The sequence below is a fragment of the Novosphingobium sp. BL-S-32 genome (assembly GCF_056857055.1).
Genome location: NZ_CM166477.1, coordinates 1,823,235 through 1,844,532 on the forward strand (window position 1 = coordinate 1,823,235; position 21,298 = coordinate 1,844,532).

Here is a 21,298-nt window from a genome sequence, read left to right on the forward strand (position 1 = left end):
GCACGCCGCGTTCGGTCCCTCCCTTGAGGTCAGCGCAGGCTGTTCTCGGCGATGGCCCGATCCCCGGCGGGCTCATCCTTCCATTTGCCGCCACCGCGGCCGACCCAAAGGCTGCGTTCATGCATCGCAGCTGTCACAGCCTGCAGGACGTTTCCATCCGCTATTCCTTCAAGCTCCATGAGCTTGGCGGCTTTCCATTTTTGGACGAAACGGCGATGCGTCGGGGCGTCGAGCTGCTCGGTCCAGCCCGTCAGGCGTTGACGTGCGAAGGCGGCGTTGATGCGGAAGATGAGGTCGATGTAGGCCCCGTCGATCAGCTTGAACACGGCTGCTCGCATCCGTTGCTCCAGCTTCGACACTTCCTCGAGTGTGGCTTCGGGGTCGAGATCTTCGAACAGCGGCGCAATCTCTGCCACCATGGCCGCAGCTTGTTCCCGGTCGGCGCCAGCAGCTTCGCGCAGAGCCTCGATCCACAGCGATGTCGCCACCATGCCGGTATGCTTCGTGCTGAGGCCGAGTGTATTCATGTAGGAGCAGACGACCGTTTCGATCATGTCGCCGCTCGGGCGCGCAGCGAAATATCCGCCGTGCTTTCCCCGCTTGACGGTCAGCACGCCCTCTCGCTCAAGGAGACGCGCAGCCTGCCGGGCGGTAATGCGCGAAACGCCGAGCGAGCCGATAACCTCGTCCTCGCTGCCAAGCAGCTCGCCCTCAGGCGTTGCCATAGCAAGAGCGCGGAGTCGGGCGGCAGCAATATCGATCTGCGAGGACGGCAGTTTTGAGCTCATGGCTCCTGCAATAAGCCGGACTTTCCCGTTGAGTCCATCGCGAGAAGTGTCGAACCACTCGAAATCGGAAACGCCGACCATTTCCGCAGGTGGATCGCGCCCAAACTCGGACGCGATCCGCATGGCATCTTCCTCGGGGCGAAGTATCGCCATATCAACTCCGCCTGCGAGGTAGACTTCGCGCCATTGCCCTGGTCTTCACTGCTTTGCGGGCAGCGCGGCGAGATCCTTGTCGATTTCGGCAAGCACTTTGTCGGACAGCACGTCAGGCGCATAGGCCTTCACGGCATCCTGGATTTCCCGAAGTGTCATGCCCGAAGCCTGTTCCATGTTCTGCCCATTCAGCAGATCCGGAATATGCTTTTGTAGAATGGCCTTTGCTGCCGGATCGGCAAGCAGGGTCGCCAGCTGGGTCTTGCCGGTCGAGTAGACCGGCTTGACCGGTGCAGACTGCGCAGGTGCGGGCGTTTGTGCGGCAACGGCGGCTACGGGTACCATAACCCCACAGACGCAAGACAGCAGCGCAAGCGATGACAGTGAATTAATTGATTTCTTCATGATCCGGACTCCAACTCAATGTTTTATGCAAAATCAATTTACGTCGAAGGATCTCACCGCGATCCGAATGCGTAGCGGAGGGTGATTCCGATTTCGCGGGGCGGGAGATATGCGATGGACCGATAACCGGAGACACCGAATGTGCTGCTTACATCGGGCGTGGCGGTGAGAGCCGAGACGCCCTTGTCGGTGACCGTGCGCGTATCGAAGAGATTGCGGGCAAATACCTGCACCTCCCAGCCCTGCTCATAATTCCTGATGCCGAGGTTGAGATTGGCCAGCGCATAATCAGGCACGGTATAAGTCGAATTCGCGTACGGATTCTTGGGCGTGTAGGTCAGCAGACCGCTGACGAATGCGTCCGTGCCGTTTGAAATGGGGTACGAGTATTCCGTGCGGAGCGTCGCATTCCACTTGGGTTGCAGTGCCGACCGGCCGCTGACCCGGCATTCCGCAATCGAGATTCCCCGGCTCTGGAAACGCTGGACGCCTGTCGGCGTGCCCGGCGGCAGCAGGAAGCCCGGCAGCAGAATGCTCGTATCACTGTCCGGAACGCCATCGAAGTTGCCGTCCCAGCACGGAATGAGCTGGTCCTTGAAACGACCGTTCGCCCAGCTCGCGCCGCCACTGATCGTCCAGTTCTTGGTCGCGGCAAAGTTGAAGTCGAAATCGACACCATCGACCTTGGCATCGATATTTGAATTCATCGGCACGGCAAGCGTGACCGAGGGCGAAGTGCCCGGAACGCCGGTATTGGCCAAGTAGGGGATGCCGGTCAGGACCGAGTAGACGTAGTTCTTGTAGTCCTGATGATAGACAGCCAGATTGAGGTTGAGGCGCCGATCGAGCCAGGAGGTCTTCACACCCAGTTCGTAGGAATTGGTCGTCTCGTCCTTGAGGTTCGTCAGCGACGTCAGAGTCGGATCATTGGCGCCGTTTATGAGGTTGCCCTGCGTGGGGCCGGGGCGCCAGGAACTGCCGTAGTTGAAGTAAGTGACGACGTCGCTCGTCCAGTGCCGCGACAGAGAGGCGCTGTAGACGGTCGGCGACTTTTTCCAGACATCGGGTATCGTTCCTGTAACGCGCGCCGCGACAGGCACGTCGCAGACATTGGTATAAGTCCGGCCGCGAATGCCCCCCGGCGTCACGCAGGACGCTTCGGCGCGGTAACCTGCGCTCTGCGAATTGGTGCGCAGGCCGTCCTTGTTCTCATTGATGAACCGGATTCCACCCGAAAGCTCGGTCTTGTCGTCGATGTGGACCGTCAGTGTCCCGAAATACGACCATTCTTTCAGCTTGGTGTCGCTATTGTAGAGACTGGTGGTCGAGAAATCGAGATTGGGCGACTGGGCGATCGGTGCTCCGAGAGGAGACCCGAAGGCGCCCGACTGGAACGTGACGCCGTTGTTGCCCACATTGACGGTGTGTTCGTTCTCGTGGAACACGCCGACCACATATTCGAGATGGCCATCAAGCAGTCGCTCGTCCGAAGACAGGCGCAGTTCGTGCGTCCAGCGGGTCAGTGTGGCGTCGAGGCTCCGGCCCGGCCAGTCGCCGGCAACGAGGTTTGGTGTGTCGGCAAAGTTGCGGCTGACCTGCGTATCGTTGTTCGACCAGGCCCCAACATAGGAGAGCTTCTGGCCGGCCAGCACATATTCGATTTGCCCGGTCGCGACGTCCTGGGTGCTTTCGCCAAAATCACCGTTTTCGGCAACGGCACGGCGATCGCCAATTTCCAGCACCGGACCATTCACACCTACGGGCTGAACATAGGGAAGCGCATAGCCCGAAGCCCTGAAAGTTCCTCCTGGTGCCCCGCTCCCGTAAACGGCACTGCCGTAGGACAGGCTCTTCAGCCACCTCTTCTGGTACATGAAGTTGACACTGAGGTTGTCGGCCGGCTCGAACCGCAGGCTCGCACGGAAGGCGTTGTTGTTGGCGTAGGGATCCTCGGGATTGTTGACGCTCTTGATACCGCCGTTGTTGGTGTGATCGAGAATGCCCGCGAAACGAATGCCCAGTACGCCCTCAATGATCGGGATGTTCGCCGATCCCTGGAAGGTGCGGCCATCGCGATCAGTAAAGGTCGCCATCGCGCTGGCGCCATGGCGATAGAGATTGGGCTTGCGGGTCGTGATCGTGATTGCGCCCGTCGGCGCCGATTGGCCGCGCATCGTGCCTTGCGGGCCTCGCAGAATTTCGAATTGTTCGGTGTCGAACATCGACTGGAACACGATCGTCGGCTGAACCGGCGCATCGTTGATGTACATCGCGACAGTCGGATTCGTCTGCGCGGTCGGATTGAAGCTCACCCCGCGAATGGTGGTGAGATTGCCTGCCCGATTGAGCTGGACGCCCGCTGCAACCTTGCTGAGATCGTCAAAGCTGAAGAGATTGAGCTTTTCCATTGTAGCGCCAGTTACGGCCTGAATAGCCTGCGGCACGTCCTGAATAAGCTCTTCCTTGCGGCGGGCCGTGACGATGATCTCCTGGATGTTCTCCTTGATGTCCTCTTCGCGGGCATTTTCACGCGCAGCCTTCGCCGGCTCGGCCTGATCCTGCGCTGGTGCGGGCGCCTGTGACTGCGCTCGAGCCGGAACAACCATGGTTCCGCTCCACAGCGCCGAACCACACAGCAACACTACTGCTCTCTTCATAACCCCTCCCCTGTGCGTTTTGCGGTCAGCGCCCCGTTCGGACGGCATGACCCATTGCCCCACGAAACCAGGTGGCTTCGCAGCTTCTTTCCCTCCAAATTCCAGTTTTTCTTTATCGCTTGCCGGCCCTTCCCCGAGCCGGCCCTTCAATCCTGCGAGCGGAACGCCGCAACCGCGCGGCGATCCCGTTTCAGACGATTACCTCCGAAATCGATTTCGACGTCGCGTTTGGTCCGGTTCCCCAGTTTCCGACAGGCAGGCCCATGACTTGCTGAAGCGTCAGCCCGACGCGCGACGTGGTGTCTCCCTTGCCGTTCACGTGCTGGCCTGCGCGCCATTTGCCGCCAGCCGATCCGGCAACGACCATCGGCAGCGATTCCAACGTGTGGAGCTTGGCAAGATTGCTCTCCGAGAGAGCCAGGATCAGCGAGTGATCCAGCAACGTCCCGTTTCCTTCCTTGACCGCGTCGAGCTTGCCCAGCAGGCTCGCGAAAACCTCCATGCTACGCTCAAGGAAGTATGTCGCCTGGATCTGGTAGCCGAGTTTGTCGTCGATCGGCTCCTCATGCGTCAGTTCATGAAGCGCCACGGACTGCCCTGCCCTTCGCAGGTTCGATACCGCCGCCGAGAGGGCAACGTGGAACACCCGGGTTTGATTGCAGGCCAGCGCCATCACCAATAGATCAGTCAGCTGGTCATGCATCTGCGTCGCAGCTTCCCACGTCGTGCCAGGCTCTAGAGCCGCCGGCATCTTGGGCACGCGGCACGCCTCGGCAGGCGCGGGCGGCTGCAACTGGACAGCCAATTGCTGTTCTACTTCACGTATCGATGTGAAGTATTCATCGAGACGGGCCCGATCGGACGCGCCGACTTTCTTCATCAGGTCATCGCGCCCGTCCTTCACGGAGGACAGGACGCTCTGCTCGACCATCAACTTGGTATCGGGCGTGAACTTGCCCGAGTTCGGGTCCTGGAAGTCCGCTCCGAACAGCCGCTTGTAAACGGTGACAGGATCGATATCGCTCGGATTGACGGTGTTTCCCGCGCGCATCGAATAGCTGACGCTCGATTGACCCGTGCAGGCCATCTGCAACGACTTGAACCGGGTGCCTGCAGAAATGTGATCCGCAATCAGGCAGTCTAGCGTCGGCGCAACGGCCGTACCGACGCCGTTACCGCCCTTGGACGGCGTCGTCCCGCCCAGAGCCCCCATGATCCCCGACCAGTGCGTCAGATTGGGCTGCCCATCGAGAATGACGTTGAATCCGGAAAAGATCGTGGTCTTCGCCTTGAACGGCGTCAGCGCGTGCGTTTCGTCCTTGAAGGTGAAGTCGCTTCCCGTGGCATCGGGAAAGAAGCGCTTTGCATTGACGCCGCAGCCCCAGAACCACGTTCCGAAACGGGTGGGAATGGGCGCTCCAGCGGCGAGCGCCTCGCCGCTCCCGTCAAGGAACAGGTCGAGGAGAGGCAGGGCCACCGTGATCGCCGAGCCGCGCAGAATGCCTCTTAGAATATTCCGTCTGGACAGGTCCAACATCGTCGTTCTCCTGTTTCCTACTTCGAGTTGAGCGCAACAGAGGGGGCGGAAGCCGCCTGGAAGGCCTGGCTGGTGGCAATCCGCCTCAGCAGGGCCGGGAACTTGTAGCCATCCTCGCCGAACTGCTTGACCGCATATTCGAGCCAAGGCTCCTCGCCGGACGCGATCTTGCGGCCGACGCCATATTCAAACACCCGCTGCGTAACGCAGCTCGTGACCGCTGGGCTGTCTCTCAGCAGCTTGGTGAGCTCGAGCCCGTTCTTATAGGGCTTGCCCTCGAACGTACCGCTGGCATCGATCGTTACGCCGTTTTCCTGCGCCCGGTAGCTGCCGACCGGATTGTAGTTCTCCAGCGATAGGCCGATGGGGTCAGTGATGCGGTGGCACCCTGCGCAGGCCGGATTGTCCTGATGCGCCGTCAATCTCTCGCGGGCAGTTTTGTGAACCGGGTCATTCACATCCTGCACCAGATCGAAATTGACATTGGCCGGAGGCGGCGGGACCATTTCGCAAAGCATGTTTTCGCGTACCGTCTTGCCGCGAATGGTCGGCGAGCTGCGGCCTTCATGCGAAGGATCCAGCATCAGGAACGCTGCCAGCGTCAGGACGCCCGCGCGCGGGTCGTTGTCGGGAAAGCTGTAGGGCATCCAGTCCCCGAACCCGCGATAATCGACGCGTACACCGTAAAGGGCGCCGAGCGAGCGGGACAGATAGGTCTTCTTCGTCGTGAAGATGTCCCGGTAATCGCCTTTGTCATCCAGCAGCAGGCCGGTGATCGTGCGCAGGCTCTGCTCCTTCGCGTCGTCCCTCAACTGCGGATTGAAGATCGGATAGAGACTGGGATCCTTGGACAGACCGTCGAACTGGTCATAGGCGAGCATGTCCTGGAAGAAGGCTCGCACACCGCGCTTGAGTTGCGGCGCAGCCAGCATCCGGTCGACTTGTGCTTGCAGGCCCTGCGGCGTGTGCAAATCACCGTTTGCCGCAGCCGTCAGAAGTGCTTCGTCCGGCGGCGAATCCCAGAGGAGGAAGCTGATGCGGCTGGCCAACGAATAGGCATCGAGGCGGTCCGCGCCCGGCCGGGCAGGATCGGGCTCAGTCACCTCCATGCGGAACACGAATGCCGGCGACATCAGCAATGATGACAGGCCCGCGCCCAGTCCCTGCCAAAAGTCTCCAGCTGTCTTTGTCGTCCGCTCGGACAGATCGACCGCGGCGGCGAGTTCGCTTTGCGTCAATGGCCTGCGAAACAGCAGCCGGCCATATTTGCTCAAGAACGACGTCGCGCACCCAGCGTCGAACTGCGAGGCAGAGGCCGGCGCGCAATTGACGAATTTGACCCGGTTGTCAGGTGTCAGCACCTGCGCGGAAATTTCCCGGGCGCGAATGACGTATTGCTCCAGGCCCGCCGGTGTCACCACGACTTTCGAGGAGCCAATCGCAAGCAGGCCATCCTCCCGGACCGAAGGCTCGAAGCGGCCGGGGATCGTTATATCGGCCGAGAAGATCTGGGCGATCGATTGCTTGTATTCGTCTTCCGTCAGACGCCTGAAAGTTGCCGGACCACCCGTCGAAATCGGCTCCGCGGCGGCAGGCCGGGGCGTTTCGTCAGCGCCCACGCCAACCGCGAGCGTCACCGCCGCGATCGTCGCGGCGCCGAATACCAAGGTGCTGAATGTCCATCGGCGCGCACCGCCTGAAAGGCTCACCGCACGTCTCCCTTATTCGATGAATGCGCCTTGGCTTCTCCAGCCAGCGCCTTGTCCGCCAGCGCCATGTCCGACGGGGATTCCCGTGTCATGAATGCGGGCACAGTATCGATTTCGTAAGCGACAGAGATGCCGTCGAATTCGCCGGTTATCGGATTTTGCAAGCCATCGGCCTCGCGCTGCAGGGCGTAGTAGACCGCGGGGGCCTGGTAGCCGAACAGCCCTTCCGAATAACCGCTGCCATTGCCTTCGGCGATGCGGCGCCAGTCGCGATAGCCGCCGATAATGCCCTTCATCGATCCGTCGGGCTGTGGCTCAAGCCTGATCTGGGCTTTGAACAGTTCCAGCAACGGATCCTGCCCGAGATTGGCATCGAGCTTGGGTATCGTATCGGTCGTGACGACACCGTCACGGATGCGCCCCTTCACTCTTATGTTGAAGAGCGTAAAGTTCGGATCATCTGTCGGACGGAACGTATAGTTCGGGATGAATACCTTGCCAGCGGTGTCGCGCATCGGCTTGTCGCGACTGTAGATGATCGCAACTTCGACCTGACTGTCGTTACGCTCGTCATCGATTCCGCTGACTTCGATCAGCGTCGTGATATTGCCGTCGGCACGGCGCGCATTCGAGGTCTGGTTGCGATAACCGCTCTTGCCGCGGAAGCCCGCCACGCACCCTGAGATCGCGTAGTACTGGTTGTCGATGCCGGTCCGGCCATCCGGAGAAGTATAATTCTTGTGCTTTTTGATGCCCTTGGGCGGCGCGCCGGTGCCATTGTCTCCGTCAAGGTCAATGCCTTCGGCCACATCCGATTTCGGTTCGATCAGACCGGGATCGGGTACGATCCCCGGCATGAGAACCGCATTCAGTTTCCCGGGCCCGCGGCCCTCGGTCTGCTGACCGTAACTGATGCCCTTCTCGCCGTTCTGCTTCCTGAGCGCGGCTGTATCCTCCGGGCTGTAATAGCGCACGACATCCGCTTCGGTGGGCTTGGAATTAAGAGTGGGACATTCCTTGTCCCCGGTGTCGGCCGCAGGCGCGATCCAGGTGATGACGTACCATTTCACGCCCTTCTTGGGGGACGGGTCGGTCGGGTACACCTTCGGAATGTCGGCTGCCGTCGGCTCGATCTTGTTACCAAGCGGCTTGTCTGCATCGTAGTTCAACCAGGCAATGTCCTTGAACGCGAGGACGAAGGCCTGCTGCTCGGCACCGTCGGCAACCGGACAGTCCGCAACCGCGACGTCTTTCAGCTTGTAGTGCCAGTATTCGGGGAAGCCCTTGGGCCGCGCGCCCAATTCCATGATCGGACGGGCCCGGTCGGACGATTCTGCGTAGTCCACCTCGGCAAACGACGCCTTGGACGTGCACAGCGCCATCAGTCGGTTGTAGTCCGGGTTGGTCTTGGACAGTGTCACGACAAGCTTGCCGAAATTGCCGGGCTTGGGTGCGTTGGGTCCACCGAAGAAGAGCTTGTCACCGGCCAGGGGATTGGCCGATCCGCTGCTGAGACGGCGCAGACGCCCCGCCCACTCGTTGGATTCGGCACGAATCCAACCCTTGTACGGCTTGCCCTTCCAGGCACCGGAGACACCCGGAATGCTGAGAAAGCTATCGCCTACATAAGCCTCGGCGGGAACGGAAATTCCGAACGCTGCCAGCGATGCGGCGACCGCAATCATCGGCCGGCCGGAAGCCTTGATCGTGTGTTTGACGGTTGCCCGTAACGTGGGACCTTCCACTTTCAGTCCTCTCCTAGAGTGCTCTCTTATTTTGATTCGGCGCTCTTTATGTTCATGAACTTACGCTCAATTGCGTGAAGGTCAACATAAGAGAGCGCTCTATTTGAAATCGGATTGAATTTTTCAGGCGCGCCGAAATGGCGCCTCAAAAGGCGTGCAGAAGTGTCATCGAACTAGCGGCTTATCCGCAGGCAACGCGGGTCTGCCCCCGCCAAAATGGTCGGTTCGCACACTGCGTACCGCCCCGGTCGAGTGAAGATTACTTTGCGCGCGTCAATTTTGGCGCAGTGCTATCAGGTAAGCGACCGCGGCCGCCGCTATGATTGAAAGTACCAGCCGCAAGGAACTTGCAGGCATCATTGCGGCTGCACCGCCCTTCTCGCCGGCCGTCTTGCCGGTGATCATCGGCGCGATCAGATTGCGCCGCTTCAGCAGAAGATAGTAGCCGATGGCAAGGATATGCAGCGCGATGAAAATTCTCGCGACGTTAAAGGCGTAACCGTGAATGGCAGCGGCAGTCCTGCTCGTATCGAAACTCACGAGATAGGATAGCGGACCTGAATCGATACCGTCGATATCGGTAGAGAACAGCCCGCTTGTGACTTGCGCGACCAGCACTGCGAGCATCGCGATCACACTGTATGCCCCCAGGGGATTGTGACCGACCGAGGCAGGACCGTTGTCGCGGGAGCGAAGGTAGCGAATGACACCGTGCGGCGTACGCACGAACTGGCTGAAACGTGCAGTGCTTGAACCCAGGAAGCCCCAGATCAGTCGGAATGACAGCAGCGCGAGAAACCCTGCGCCCGACCACAGATGGATATCTATCCTGCGTGTCTCCGCGCTCCACCAGGAAAGGCAGAACAGGATGACGATCGTCCAATGCACGAGGCGTGTCGGTCCGTCCCAAATCTTCACGGTCGCTCGCGCGCGCATCGTCTAGCCCTTCGCCGCAAAGGAGCCGCAAACGCCGGCCCCGCTGACAGGCGCACCGAGAAGAAGCTGGCAATTGCCGCAATTCTTGGCGCTGGCGGTGAAATAGCTGCACAGTCCGCAATGCTTGGCCGGATCGGTCGACGGCTCCACATAGCCTAGCGACCGGCGGGCATTGCGCTGGCTGAGTGAAAGCGATGCCGGATCATAGCAGGCATCCTCTGCCCAGGCCCGCGACGAGAGGACGACGGCAGCTCCGGCGAAGCCCAGAGTGCCCAAAATTTGACGGCGATTTTTCATACGGAAATCCTCAGAACAATGGCCGTTTTTGCCATCGGCGGAGTATCAGTTGTCTTCTTGACGGAAGTTGTCGTGGCAGCCCTTGCAGGTCGCGCCCAGTTTCCGTGCCTCTCCCCGAATGAGCCCGGCATCGCCCGTGGCGGAAGCTTTTGCGAATGCGTCGGCCTGCCGGGCAAAGGCGTCCTGCGCGCCGCGAAATTGCTGCGCGTTGCTCCAGATTTCAGGCCGCGCGGCCGTCTTCACTCCGGCACTACGCCCCGATCCGGCGGGAAACCATTTGTACTGTTCGCGCGACACTGTCTGAATTCGGGCAACAGCGGCTGCAAATTCCGGCGCGCGCACGTCTCCCGACCGCAGTCGGTCGTTGACCGTCTTGAACGCCGCGCCGAGTGACTTGTAGCCCGCAGTCCTTGTTGCCACGAGATCGGCAGGTTTTGCCAGGACGGCAGCCCCTCCCAATGTCAATGCGGCCGCCACGAGCCCAATACGTACTGAACGAAGCATGATCTGTTCCTAAGCAAATGGTCCGACGCGCAAGGCGGCATCGGGAAAGTTGCCTTATGAGGCGGGCTGGCGGGCCTTTTCGCGGTAGACGTCGTGGCATTGCTTGCAGGGCAGCGCCTCGCCCATGATCGAGATCGTCGCCGCCATGTTTCCGGTCCCCGCCACGCGCGCCATTTCGTCGGATTTTTTCGCGAACGCTTCCATGCGCGCCATGAAGTCGGGATAGTTCGACCAGACCTCCGGTTTGGCCCTGCCGCCCGGCACCTTCTGGCGGAATGCGGCGAGCGAATCGCGCGCTCCATCTGCAATGGACTTCGACGTTGCCGCTAGTTTGTCGGCAGGCAGTTCACCGGCCACGATCCGGCCCAGCGTATCGGCATCTTCGTCCAGCTGCTTCATGATTTGCTGGCGTTCGAAAATGATGCCTTCCGCCTCGGCGCTTCCAGGTGCAGGCACGGGCGCCGCCTCGGGCGACTGCGCCTCGGCGACACCGACGTCTCGCCCGGAGAAGCCGACCATCGCAATCAGCGCTGTGCACGCGCAAATCCTCAGACCCCATTTGGCCATTGCCGCCCCATCCCGTCTTGTTCTTTCACCGCTTCTCCCACGAAGCGTTGCTGGCGAGCATACATAACCATCGCCCACACATCAATATTTAAAGTGCCCTCTTTATGTTTGCATCACGCGATCGCACAGCGCTATGTGGATGCAGAGAGGCAATTCCGGCAATAAGAGGATAGTCTAAAGGTCGCCGCGATCGCGGCGGATCCTTTGCAGGGCTGCCCGGGAGACAGAGATGCGCGTGGGGAAAAGGGTATCGTGGCTGGCAATTTCATGGCTCTTGGCCGCATCGGGAAGCGTTCCGGCATCGGCTGACGATGCCCAAAAGCAAAACGTCGCTGCCAATGACCAAAGGCAGATCGACGCGCGCGTTCGCCGCCTGCTCGCGCAGATGACCCCTCAGGAGAAGGCGGGACAATTGCTGACGGCCGCCGCGATGAACATCGCGAATGCTCCGGATCACGACGCCCGTGCCCGAGACGGCGTTGGATCGATATTCTTCGTCAGCAAGCCTGCCGAGATCAATCGCCTGCAAAGGCTTGCGATGGAAAATTCGCGGCTCAAAATTCCGATCCTGTTTGGTTACGACGTCCTTCATGGGTTGAAGACTGTTTTCCCGGTACCGATTGGCCTCGCCGCATCCTGGGACCCCGACCTCATCGAACAGTCTGAGGCCGCTGCCGCCAAGGAAGCGCGCGGAGTGGGGATCGGCTGGGTGTTCGGCCCGATGCTTGACGTAACCCGCGATCCGCGTTGGGGTCGGATAGTCGAAGGACCGGGCGAAGACCCCTGGTTGGCCAGTGCAATCGCGCGTGCGCAAGTTCGCGGACTGCAAGGCCCTCAGCTTGGAACAGCCGGGCGCGTTGTCGCCGGGGCCAAGCATTTCGCGGGCTACGGTGCAGGCGCAGGAGGCCGTGACTACGATGAGGCCAATATCTCCGATGCCGACTTGTGGAACGTATATTTGCCCCCGTTTCGCGCTGCTGTTGAGGCAGGCGCTGGAAATGTGATGGCCGCCTACATGCCGCTCAACGGCATTCCGGCAGCGGGGAACCATTGGCTGCTGACAGACGTGCTGCGCGGTCAGCTTGGCTTCCGGGGCTGGGTGGTGAGCGACAACCAGGCGGTCAGAAATCTGCTCGTGCACGGCTTCGCGCGCGATCGCTCTGATGCGGCCGAGCGCGCACTCAACGCTGGGACCGACATGGAAATGGCAACCGGACTTTCCAATTTTCAGGAACTTCCCGCATCCTTGGCAGCCGGCCGAATCACCGGAAAGCGATTGGATGAGGCGGTCGCACGTGTCCTTGCGGTCAAGTTCCGCCTTGGACTGTTCGACCACCCTTACGTCGATGAGAAAGCCGCGATCGAAGGACTCGCCAGTAAGGAAAACCTCGATCTCGCCGCGCGTGCGGCCGAACGCTCGGCCGTACTGCTGCGTAACGAGAATGGTCTCCTGCCGCTCGACCGGGAGAAGGTGCGATCAGTCGCGGTAATCGGCCCGCTCGGTGGATCTTCCAGAGATCCTGCGGGGCCTTGGGTCTTCGCGGAAAATGAGCCGGTCCTGCAAAGTCTTTCCGATGGACTGTCCCAGAGCTCCGCAAAGCGGATCGAGGTCCGCTACGCTCCGGGCGTGACGATGCCGCGGCGCCTGATCGGATCGCCCATCGAAATGATGGACCGCCAGTACTCGCGCCCAGCCCCCACTGATGACGACAGCGGTATCGCCGAGGCAACCGCGCTGGCTCGTTCAAGCGATGTTTCGGTGGTGGTTCTGGGAGAAGGCCAGAACATGATCGGCGAGATGGGATCGCGTTCGTCGCTGGAATTGCCGGGCCGGCAGCAGGACTTGCTCGACAGTGTGCTTGCGACTGGAAAGCCCGTCGTCGTCGTGCTCATGAACGGTCGCCCGCTGAGTCTCAAGGGCAACCTTCCGCCAGCGATCCTGGAGATGTGGTACCCGGGATCGCAGGGAGGAACGGCGCTTGCCCGCCTTCTGTTTGGTGACGCCGTGCCGGGAGGCAAGCTGCCCTTTACCTGGCCCCGCAGCGTCGGCCAAATACCCTCTTTTTATGCCCATCTGACCACCCACGATCCCAAAGGAATTGAGCGGCGGTATTGGGACGAGCCAAGCAGTCCGCTGTATCCCTTCGGTTTCGGGCTCAGCTACACCACGTTCAGCTACAAGCCTGTGCAGATCGACAAGTCTGCCATCAAGCCCGATGGTTCGCTAAAAGCCTCGGTTGAGGTGACGAATTCGGGCGCGCGAGCAGGCGACGAGGTGGTGCAGCTATATCTGCATCAGCGCAGCGGTACGTCGGCCCGTCCGGTGCGGGAACTGAAGGGTTTCCAACGGATTCGGCTTGAGGCTGGCGAGACGAAGACGGTATCTTTTGAAATCGCCCCATCCCAGCTTCGCTACTGGAACGCGGCAGCAAGAGACTGGGTCGTCGATGAGGGTGCCTTCGATGTCGCAATCGGAACCGACTCTACAGCCCCCTTCTCCGCCAACTTCGTCGTCGAACGATAACGGGTACTCAGGCGCTCGCTTGCCCCATCACAATCCAGATTGTTACAGGAATTCAAGAATGACGCACGCGCTAGGAATCGATTCTCAAACGATTTTCGGCATGCTCCCGACCCAGCACATAGCGCTCGCTGCCCATTTCGGATGTTCTTATGTTTCGCTAGGCATTCAGCACGTGCCGTGGAAGCTCGAACGTTTTCCGCAATGGTCGCTTCGCGATGATCCAGTTCTTCGCCGCGATACCGCTGCCCAGTTAAAGGCACATGGTATCTCTGTCTCGTTGGCGGAAGGCTTCGTCATCAGACCGGGAAGCGATGTTCTCGATAAAGCGGAAGACCTCGATATTCTGGCTGAACTTGGCGCAAAAATGGCGAGTACCGTCGTCATGGACCGGGATATGCCGCGCGCGCTCGACCAGTTGGCGCTCCTGTCCGAAATGGCCCGAGAGCGCCGGATGAGAGCCGTGCTGGAATTTGCACCGCCCCATGCGGTCAATGACCTCGCCTCGGCAGTGACCGCTATCAAGGACAGCGGGGCTGACGATATCGGTCTGGTCATCGATGCGATGCACTTTTTCAGGTCGGGAAGTGACGTTGAAACGCTGCGGGCCATCAATCCCGCTATGATCGCCTATGCCCAACTATGCGATGTTCCCCTGCGTCCCACCGGCATCGATTATCTGGCAGAGGCAAGCTTCGAGCGGCTGGCTCCCGGTGACGGAGAGTTGCCCTTGCCAAGCCTCGTGGCCGCATTGCCCAAGGAGATTCCGATCGGCCTCGAAATCCCGATGCAATCGCAAATGGAGACGGATGAGCAGTTCGAGGAGGCCCTGGGACACGCTTTCGCTCGTGTCCGCGCCCTTCTCGGCTAGACCGGCTGGCTTTCACCCCATCGAGCACCGCAATCGATGGGGTCATGCCGCGGGGAGGTCGCCCCCGAGCGCCTGGTAGACCTGCACCTGGGTTACGAGCTGGTTGTAGCGGTTCTGGATGAGGCTTGTGCGCGCTGTCCGCAAGCGTTCCTGGGCGTCAAGCCAACCGCGCAACGGAATCGCACCTGCACGGTATTGCCGTTCATAGAGGTGCTCCGCGTCGCGGGCCGCTGTGTAATTGGCGTCGGCGAATCCGGATTGCCTGACATATTGCTCACGGGCCGAGAGCACCGTCTGCGTATCACGCAACGCGTTGTAGAATGTCTGGCGAAAGTCCTGCACGGCTATATCGTAATCGGCGCGGGCTATGCCGGTCGCAAGGCGCACCTTCACCGGATTCAGCTCCGGCAACGACAACGCAGCGCCGAGACCTGCCACGGGATTGTTGAAGAATTGAAGAAGCGAGGAACTGGCGGTTCCAAGCGTGCCGGTCAGACTGAGGCTCGGATAATAGCTGGCGACCGTCGCGTCACTGGACGCCAGCGTTTCGCGCAGCCGAAGCTCGGCGGCAGCCAGATCCGGGCGCCTGCCAAGCAGTGTGGCCGGCACACCGGCAGCCACTTCCGGCAGAGGTTGTCGGGGAAGCGCCTTCAGTTCCTCACCATCATAGGACTGGCGGTCGAGCAGTGCGGCCAGCGCCTTGAGCGCCTCGGTTCGCGCCTGGACGAGCTGGGTTTGCGAGGATTCCTGCGCGGCAACCGATTGTTCGGCATCGCGCAGATCGAGGCGCGATACTGCCCCCGCATCGTACTGACGCTGCACAAGCTCCAGTGCACGGCGCACGTAGGATAGACTTTCCTCGCCAATGGCGATCTGCTCATTGGCGAGCCCAAGCTGCCACCAGGCTTGGGCAGTGGTGCTGATCAGCGAGAGGCGCGTTTCGGCAAGGTCCTTCGCGCTCGCTTGTTCTTCCCATCTTGCCGCATCGGCAGCCGCGTCCAACCGGCCGAACAAGTCTAGTTCCCAGGAAACACCAAGCGAGGCAGCGCTGCTCCTGTTCCATTGCGATCCACCGACGAGCCCCTTGGTGGCATTGGTGGAAAGGCTCGCCGTACCGCTGGGAAACAGCCCCTGACGGGCCTCTTCTGCTGAAAGATGGGCTTTCTTTAGCCGCAGGCCTGCCGCCGCGAGATCCGCGTTCGCCGCGAGCACCTGTTCGACCAAGGCCGAAAGTGCGGGATCGCGAAACTCGTTCCACCACAAGGCCCCGACGGGGCGGTCCGGGCCCTCGGCAGGTCGGTCCCAGCCTGCCTCCACCGGCAGGCTCGGCTGATGATAGGTCGAGCGCACGGCGGACGCACAGCCCCCAGCCGCGAGCCCGAGGGAGAGCGCAGCAACAACACCGGCTACACGGGTCTTGGTCAGTTCAGGCACGATGGTCAGTCTCTCGAAAGGGCGTCGACCGGGTCCAACCGGGCAGCGCGACGTGCGGGAACGAAGCCGAAGACCAGTCCGATCAAGGTGCAACACGTAAACGCCCCGATCATCGATGCCGGCGAATAGGCCATGCGAAAGTTGATCGGGAAAAGCGACACCGCGACGCCGACGGAAAGCGAAAGCAGCACGCCGATCAGTCCTCCCGTCAGGCAAACCAGGATCGCCTCGATCAGGAATTGCTGCATGATGTCCGACTGCCGCGCGCCAACTGCCATGCGCACGCCGATCTCGGCGGTCCGTTCGGTAACCGATACCAGCATGATGTTCATCACCCCGATACCGCCGACAAGCAGCGAGATCAGCGCGATTGCGGCAACGACTAGCGTCAGCGTATTCGTCGCATTGGTGATCGTCTGGCGAATATCGTCGGAATTGCTGATGAAGAAGTCCGTCGTGCCGTGGCGCCTCGTCAAAAGCTGCGTCACGGCCGCCTCTGCTGCAGCGGTCGATGTATTGTCGCTGATGCGCACGGTAATGCTGGAGAGATATGTCTGACCAAGCATGCGGCTCATCGCGGTGGTATAGGGCACGTATGCCGTCAGCGTGTCGCTGCCGCCAAAGCCCTGCTGCTGTGTTCCGACCACACCCACTATGCGCGCGGGCACTTTCCCGAGCAGGATGACTTTTCCGAGAGGATCTTCGCCATTGGGGAACAAGGTATCGCGCGAGTTCTCGTCGATCACCACATCCTGGGCCAGGTCGCGCACGCTCTGCGCATCGAACAGGCTCCCCGAAACCAGCTTCAATCCCCGGACGCGGAAGTAGTCCGCGCCCACTCCGCTCACTTGCGCGGTCGCCGCCACATTGCGGTACCGCGCGGTTACGCTGGTCGAAACGCTTGGCGTGACGCTGTCGGCATAGGGCAGCTGTGCAAGCGCTTCGGCATCGGTGTCCCTCAGCGTCTGGATCTTCGCCGAACGCATGTCGCCGAAGCTCTTGCCGGGATATATCGTCAGAGTGCTAGTGCCGAGGCTGCCGATGTCGGCAATGATCTTCTGCTGCGCGCCATTGCCCAGTGCCACGACCGAGACAACCGAAGCGATCCCGATGATAATGCCCAGCATCGTCAGAAAAGTTCGCAGCTTGTGCGCCGACATCGCCAATAAGGCCATGCGGAACGCTTCGCGAAACCGATCCATGAGTTGCTGGAAGCCGCCAGCCGTAGGCGGAAACTTGTGCACCGGCGGCCGAATTCCCGTTTCACGGATACGGCGATCGTCGATGATTTCGCCGTCGCGTATCTCGATAACGCGGTCGGCATGCTCGGCGACCTTCATGTCATGGGTGACAATGATGATCGTATGCCCCTCGGCATGCAATTCGCCAAGGATCGCCATGACCTCGATCCCGCTCGCCGAGTCCAGCGCGCCAGTCGGCTCGTCCGCGAAAATGACATCGCCGCCGTTCATCAGCGCACGCGCGATAGAAACGCGTTGCTGCTGACCGCCCGACAAATGCCCGGGTCGGTGTCCCGTTCGCTCGGCAAGACCAAGGCGCGCAAGAATCTCATGGGCCCGCTCTGCACGCTCGCCGCGCGCCCGCCCGGCGTAAACTGCGGGAACCTCGACATTGCCGAGCGCGGTCAGGTCCGTGAGCAAGTGGTAGCGCTGGAAAATGAAGCCGAAATGCTCCCGGCGCAGCGCCGCCAGTTCGTCGGGTTCCAGACCCGCCGTGTCGCGGCCATCGACCTTGTAAGACCCCGAAGTGGGCCGGTCGAGGCAACCGAGAATGTTCATCAAGGTCGACTTGCCCGAACCCGACTGGCCGACAATGGCGACCATTTCTCCGGCCTCGATGGTGAGGTCGATATCCTTGAGCGCGGCAAAGAAGCCGTCGCCAGACGGGTACTCGCGCCGGACATGCGAGAGGGAAATGAGCGGGGCGCCAGTCATCGGATCAGCCCGGCGGCGGGCCCATCGGCCCCTGTCTGGCGGACTTGGCGGCTGTGCTAGCCTCACCAATCACGACCTCTTCGCCTTCCCTCAGACCCGATAGAACCTCGGCGTTCACATTGTTGTCCACGCCGATACGGACCTTCCGGGCGGCGATTTTCCCATCGTCACCCTTCACGCGAACTGAATAGATCCCGGCGCCACTTTGGGCCCCCAGCGCGGTGGAAGGGATCATCAGCGCATTGGCGCGTCTTGCAAGAACAATGCTGACCTTGGCAGTCATCAACGCACGTAGCCGCAGATCCTCATTCGGGACTTCGAAAAGGGCGTTGTAGTAGATCGCCGACGCCGACGTGCTGCTGCTCGACGAACTGGTCGACGTGGAGTTGACCTCGTTTACGATGGATTCCGGCGCCGGCTCGATGAGGCGAAGCTTCGCCTCGTAGCGCTTGTCCGGATCGCCGAGGATTGTGAAGTAGACCGGCAGGCTCGGACGCACGTTGATCACGTCGGCCTCCGACACTTCCGCCTTCACGGTCATGACGTCGAGCTTGGCGAGAATGACGATGGTCGGAGCCGACTGGTTGGCGTTGACCGTCTGCCCCTGCTTGGTGACGACCGCGACGATAACGCCGTCCATGGGAGCGGTGATCTTGGTATAGCCGAGCTGGACTTGCGCCGTGTCTACATTGACACTGGCAGACCGAATCTGCGCTACAAGCGCATCATAGCTTGCTTGCGCCGATTGAAGCTCCGCTCGGGCCGCCTCGTAATCGGCCTGCGAAGTGGCCTCGCCGACACCGAGCGCCTGCTGCCGGCGGAATGCCAGCTGCGCTTTGGCAAGTGTAGCCTTGGCCCCGGCGAGCTGGGCCTGCATGTTGGCGAGATCGGCCTTCGCCGTCGCCAGGCTATTGGTCTGGGTACGCGGATCGATCAGACCGATGAGATCGCCCTGGTGAACGGTGTCGCCGACCGCCACTTTGAGCTCCTCCAATCGCCCGGAAACCTGCGCGCCGACGCTCACGAGTTCCTTTGGCTCGAGCGTGCCGGTCGCCTCGACAGTCCGCTCCATCGTGCCGCGCGCTACTCTCGTAGTAGCGACGATCGGACCGGCGGGGCCTGAGAGAAATTTCCAGGCAAGGAGAACAAGGATGGCGACACCCACGAGGATGCCGCCAATCAAAAGACGGCGCTTGCTTAACATGACCCGCTATATGCCCTGCAAATAGAGGATATGGAATTAAATTTTTTCTAGCCGGGTCAACCTGGCGCACCTGGCCGGACATTTTGAAAAAACTCGGCCATTATGAACCATTACTTCAGCCTTTACAGTGTTTTAATGTGCATACGCCCTCTTCGAAAATAGGCGAGATCGGAACGTCCCAAAATTTTCGATTGAAGACGGAGCAGGCAAATTCAAAGCCCTCTAAGCTGCTACTGCCCAATCGCTGCGGCATCGCACACGATGGCAAACGCTGGATCACTTCTCGGCCCGCCTTCCTTCTACCCATGCGTGTACTTGGCAAATTGTTCCGGCGCCTGTTCCTCGACCGCCTTGCCGAACTCCATCGCGCCGGGCGGCTCGGCTTCTTCGGATCTTTGGCCCGTCTCGCCGATCCGCCCGCCTTCCAGCGCCACGTCGCCCCTGTCCGCAAGAAACTCTGGGTCGTCTACGCCAAGCCGCCCTTCGCCGGTCCCGAAGCGGTGCTCGCATATCTGGCGCGCTATACCCACCGCGTCGCCATCTCGAACCGCCGCCTCATCGCCTTCGACGAGAATGGGGTGACGTTCTGCATCAAGGATTACCGCCCCAAATTGGACCCCGCGCCTCGCGTGGGGAGACTGTATTCCGCTGCGATGGGTTCGGGTGTCGCCGGGGCTGTGGTTCGTCTGGCTGCCGCGCCAGTTCGAAACCGTCGAACCGGATGGCCCCAATATCTGGCGCTTTAGCGATTGGGCCGGGTATCGCCCTGCCAGGCCACGCCAGATCGTACCGACCCGCACCGGATGTAAAGGCGCCGAAAGGAGTGAGATTGGTTTGGCGGAGTGGGGCGGTCCAATACCCGCGCATTGGCGGAATAACGGCGACGGCGGCGCAACAGTTTCCTTCCGCGATGATCTTCAAGTTAGCGTGGACCGCTGCACAGTGCGTTTTCGACTGGCGCGCAGCTTTGGGGATTGTAAACTCGACTACTTCTATCCCAGCTTCATCTGGAACCCGCCGACAGAAGCGCCCACCCCTTAAGCGTCATGTAGATGCGGTCGAACGAGCCCGGCCAATGCGCTAGATCGAACGTGGTTCTATCCTACGCCGGAGGGGCGTGGGTGGGTTGCTAACGCGTCGATAGAGCCCACTGGCGTGACCATCTCTCCGTTGGGGAGCCTTTTTCCACTCGATCTGCCCACGGATGCCGAAATTGCATCGGAGGAGCGGGAACTTCGCAGGCTACATCGCCTCGAAGACGATCAGCCGCTTCACGTGCGGCCTGTTTCTCTCATGCTTAGCGATCTGGCAAGCTCACCGCAATTGCTCGATATCGTTGGCGGCGACTCGTTTGCGAGAGGTTTCTGGCAATTCGTTTGGGATAATCAGTTCGTCCATGAACCCAGCGGCAACATGGTGGAGTTCAGCAGCGACAGCAATGGTGCCTGGATGCTCTCCGTACTTCGCCGCTATGGCGAGGTTTGGCAGGACTGCGATCACAATGGCACACCGACGGCGTTGGATTGTCGCACCGCTCTCGAACATCTATTTCGGGATGTAGGCTATGCAGTTTACAGCCCCCCACGTATCGATGAGGAGGCGCGCCGAAATCATCAGAAGCAAATTGCTATGTCGATCCCGCGCTTAATCGCAGAACATATCCTCAGTAAGCCCGATATCTTACCAGAAATACAACTGGCATGGGCCATGGTGCATTTTTGGCCTGAAGAAAGTGGATGGAGAGAACCTCAGTTACCTTTAACTTCGCCGGAATACCAAAGCCTGCGAGGAGGTCACTTGGCGGCTGCCGCCGAGATACTGAAATTGATTGGCGCAGAAGAAATCCGATCGGGTGCCTTTAGCGTTTCCAGAAGCTAAGTTCTCTTGCACTTACAACGATATGGCCGACAATCGGCAAACACTCCGCATAGCGCGGCCATCGCCAACAAAGCCGACCTTCGCGGCGCCGAGTGCCAAGCTGCAAAGCGGTCTCAGGTTCATTGTCGGGATGTCTG

Annotated in this window: 16 protein-coding genes and 1 pseudogene; 4 read left to right on the plus strand and 13 right to left on the minus strand. The window is 60.6% G+C overall.

The genetic code is table 11. The features are described 5' to 3' along the window. Nucleotides 1-29: 29 nt before the first annotated feature. The 10 genes from AC1VVK_RS24410 to AC1VVK_RS24455 form a co-directional block, all read right to left on the minus strand. A complete protein-coding gene (locus AC1VVK_RS24410; protein WP_482905744.1) occupies nt 30-911 on the minus strand; it encodes a GntR family transcriptional regulator in 882 nt (293 codons plus the stop codon). 75 nt (nt 912-986) lie between these two features. Continuing rightward, nucleotides 987-1,346, minus strand: coding sequence for a hypothetical protein (locus tag AC1VVK_RS24415; protein ID WP_482905745.1), 360 nt, complete (start codon nt 1,344-1,346; stop codon nt 987-989). A 53-nt stretch (nt 1,347-1,399) separates the two neighbouring features. Next, a complete protein-coding gene (locus AC1VVK_RS24420; RefSeq protein ID WP_482905746.1) occupies nt 1,400-4,003 on the minus strand; it encodes a TonB-dependent receptor in 2,604 nt (867 codons plus the stop codon). A gap of 190 nt (nt 4,004-4,193) precedes the next feature. Further along, entirely contained in the window at nt 4,194-5,480 is a 1,287-nt protein-coding gene (locus AC1VVK_RS24425; protein WP_482905747.1) for a DUF1552 domain-containing protein, read from the minus strand. Nucleotides 5,481-5,557: 77 nt separating this feature from the next. Next, nucleotides 5,558-7,249, minus strand: a complete 1,692-nt coding sequence (locus tag AC1VVK_RS24430; RefSeq protein WP_482905748.1) for a DUF1592 domain-containing protein — start codon at nt 7,247-7,249, stop codon at nt 5,558-5,560. Then, nucleotides 7,246-8,994: a hypothetical protein gene (locus tag AC1VVK_RS24435; protein WP_482905749.1), complete on the minus strand. Its 1,749-nt coding sequence runs from the start codon at nt 8,992-8,994 to the stop codon at nt 7,246-7,248. The genes AC1VVK_RS24430 and AC1VVK_RS24435 overlap by 4 nt, the downstream gene beginning before the upstream one ends. A gap of 273 nt (nt 8,995-9,267) precedes the next feature. Further along, entirely contained in the window at nt 9,268-9,930 is a 663-nt protein-coding gene (locus tag AC1VVK_RS24440) for a cytochrome b/b6 domain-containing protein (protein WP_482905750.1), read from the minus strand. A gap of 3 nt (nt 9,931-9,933) precedes the next feature. Continuing rightward, nucleotides 9,934-10,227 (minus strand): high-potential iron-sulfur protein, encoded by a 294-nt coding sequence (locus AC1VVK_RS24445; protein WP_482905751.1) that lies wholly within the window; start codon nt 10,225-10,227, stop codon nt 9,934-9,936. 45 nt (nt 10,228-10,272) lie between these two features. After that, nucleotides 10,273-10,731 carry a c-type cytochrome gene (locus AC1VVK_RS24450; protein ID WP_482905752.1) on the minus strand — a complete coding sequence of 153 codons (459 nt, stop codon included), beginning with the start codon at nt 10,729-10,731 and terminating at the stop codon, nt 10,273-10,275. A 54-nt stretch (nt 10,732-10,785) separates the two neighbouring features. Next, a complete protein-coding gene (locus AC1VVK_RS24455) occupies nt 10,786-11,298 on the minus strand; it encodes a c-type cytochrome (RefSeq protein ID WP_482905753.1) in 513 nt (170 codons plus the stop codon). A 229-nt stretch (nt 11,299-11,527) separates the two neighbouring features. Here AC1VVK_RS24455 and bglX point away from each other — a divergent pair, with 229 nt between their 5' ends. Both bglX and AC1VVK_RS24465 read left to right on the plus strand, forming a co-directional pair. Next, the gene (bglX, locus tag AC1VVK_RS24460; RefSeq protein WP_482905754.1) at nt 11,528-13,822 is read left to right on the plus strand and encodes a beta-glucosidase BglX; all 2,295 of its coding nucleotides are present in this window, start codon (nt 11,528-11,530) and stop codon (nt 13,820-13,822) included. A 58-nt stretch (nt 13,823-13,880) separates the two neighbouring features. Next, nucleotides 13,881-14,690, plus strand: coding sequence for a sugar phosphate isomerase/epimerase family protein (locus AC1VVK_RS24465; RefSeq protein ID WP_482905755.1), 810 nt, complete (start codon nt 13,881-13,883; stop codon nt 14,688-14,690). Nucleotides 14,691-14,732: 42 nt separating this feature from the next. On the opposite strand, the gene AC1VVK_RS24470 is transcribed toward AC1VVK_RS24465, so the two are convergent. From AC1VVK_RS24470 to AC1VVK_RS24480, 3 genes are read right to left on the minus strand one after another with little or no spacing between them, the layout of a single operon-like run. Next, complete coding sequence (locus AC1VVK_RS24470; protein ID WP_482905756.1) at nt 14,733-16,124, minus strand: efflux transporter outer membrane subunit; 1,392 nt, start codon at nt 16,122-16,124, stop codon at nt 14,733-14,735. A 5-nt stretch (nt 16,125-16,129) separates the two neighbouring features. Continuing rightward, nucleotides 16,130-18,079 carry a MacB family efflux pump subunit gene (locus AC1VVK_RS24475; RefSeq protein ID WP_482905757.1) on the minus strand — a complete coding sequence of 650 codons (1,950 nt, stop codon included), beginning with the start codon at nt 18,077-18,079 and terminating at the stop codon, nt 16,130-16,132. A gap of 4 nt (nt 18,080-18,083) precedes the next feature. Next, nucleotides 18,084-19,283, minus strand: coding sequence for an efflux RND transporter periplasmic adaptor subunit (locus AC1VVK_RS24480; protein WP_482905758.1), 1,200 nt, complete (start codon nt 19,281-19,283; stop codon nt 18,084-18,086). A gap of 248 nt (nt 19,284-19,531) precedes the next feature. On the opposite strand from AC1VVK_RS24480, the pseudogene AC1VVK_RS24485 reads away from it, so the two are divergent. Together AC1VVK_RS24485 and AC1VVK_RS24490 are read left to right on the plus strand one after the other, a co-directional pair. After that, nucleotides 19,532-19,888, plus strand: a pseudogene (locus AC1VVK_RS24485) (transposase); the annotation flags it as partial. A 550-nt stretch (nt 19,889-20,438) separates the two neighbouring features. Then, nucleotides 20,439-21,161: a hypothetical protein gene (locus tag AC1VVK_RS24490; RefSeq protein WP_482905759.1), complete on the plus strand. Its 723-nt coding sequence runs from the start codon at nt 20,439-20,441 to the stop codon at nt 21,159-21,161. The last annotated feature ends 137 nt before the right edge of the window (nt 21,162-21,298 follow it).

Bases quoted from the DNA above. Each gene is read 5' to 3' on its own strand.
- AC1VVK_RS24410 (WP_482905744.1), bottom strand. From the start codon at position 911: ATGCGGATCGCGTCCGAGTTTGGGCGCGATCCACCTGCGGAAATGGTC.
- AC1VVK_RS24415 (WP_482905745.1), bottom strand. From the start codon at position 1,346: ATGAAGAAATCAATTAATTCACTGTCATCGCTTGCGCTGCTGTCTTGC.
- AC1VVK_RS24420 (WP_482905746.1), bottom strand. From the start codon at position 4,003: ATGAAGAGAGCAGTAGTGTTGCTGTGTGGTTCGGCGCTGTGGAGCGGA.
- AC1VVK_RS24440 (WP_482905750.1), bottom strand. From the start codon at position 9,930: ATGCGCGCGCGAGCGACCGTGAAGATTTGGGACGGACCGACACGCCTC.
- AC1VVK_RS24445 (WP_482905751.1), bottom strand. From the start codon at position 10,227: ATGAAAAATCGCCGTCAAATTTTGGGCACTCTGGGCTTCGCCGGAGCT.
- AC1VVK_RS24450 (WP_482905752.1), bottom strand. From the start codon at position 10,731: ATGCTTCGTTCAGTACGTATTGGGCTCGTGGCGGCCGCATTGACATTG.
- AC1VVK_RS24455 (WP_482905753.1), bottom strand. From the start codon at position 11,298: ATGGCCAAATGGGGTCTGAGGATTTGCGCGTGCACAGCGCTGATTGCG.
- bglX (WP_482905754.1), top strand. From the start codon at position 11,528: ATGCGCGTGGGGAAAAGGGTATCGTGGCTGGCAATTTCATGGCTCTTG.
- AC1VVK_RS24465 (WP_482905755.1), top strand. From the start codon at position 13,881: ATGACGCACGCGCTAGGAATCGATTCTCAAACGATTTTCGGCATGCTC.
- AC1VVK_RS24475 (WP_482905757.1), bottom strand. From the start codon at position 18,079: ATGACTGGCGCCCCGCTCATTTCCCTCTCGCATGTCCGGCGCGAGTAC.
- AC1VVK_RS24480 (WP_482905758.1), bottom strand. From the start codon at position 19,283: ATGTTAAGCAAGCGCCGTCTTTTGATTGGCGGCATCCTCGTGGGTGTC.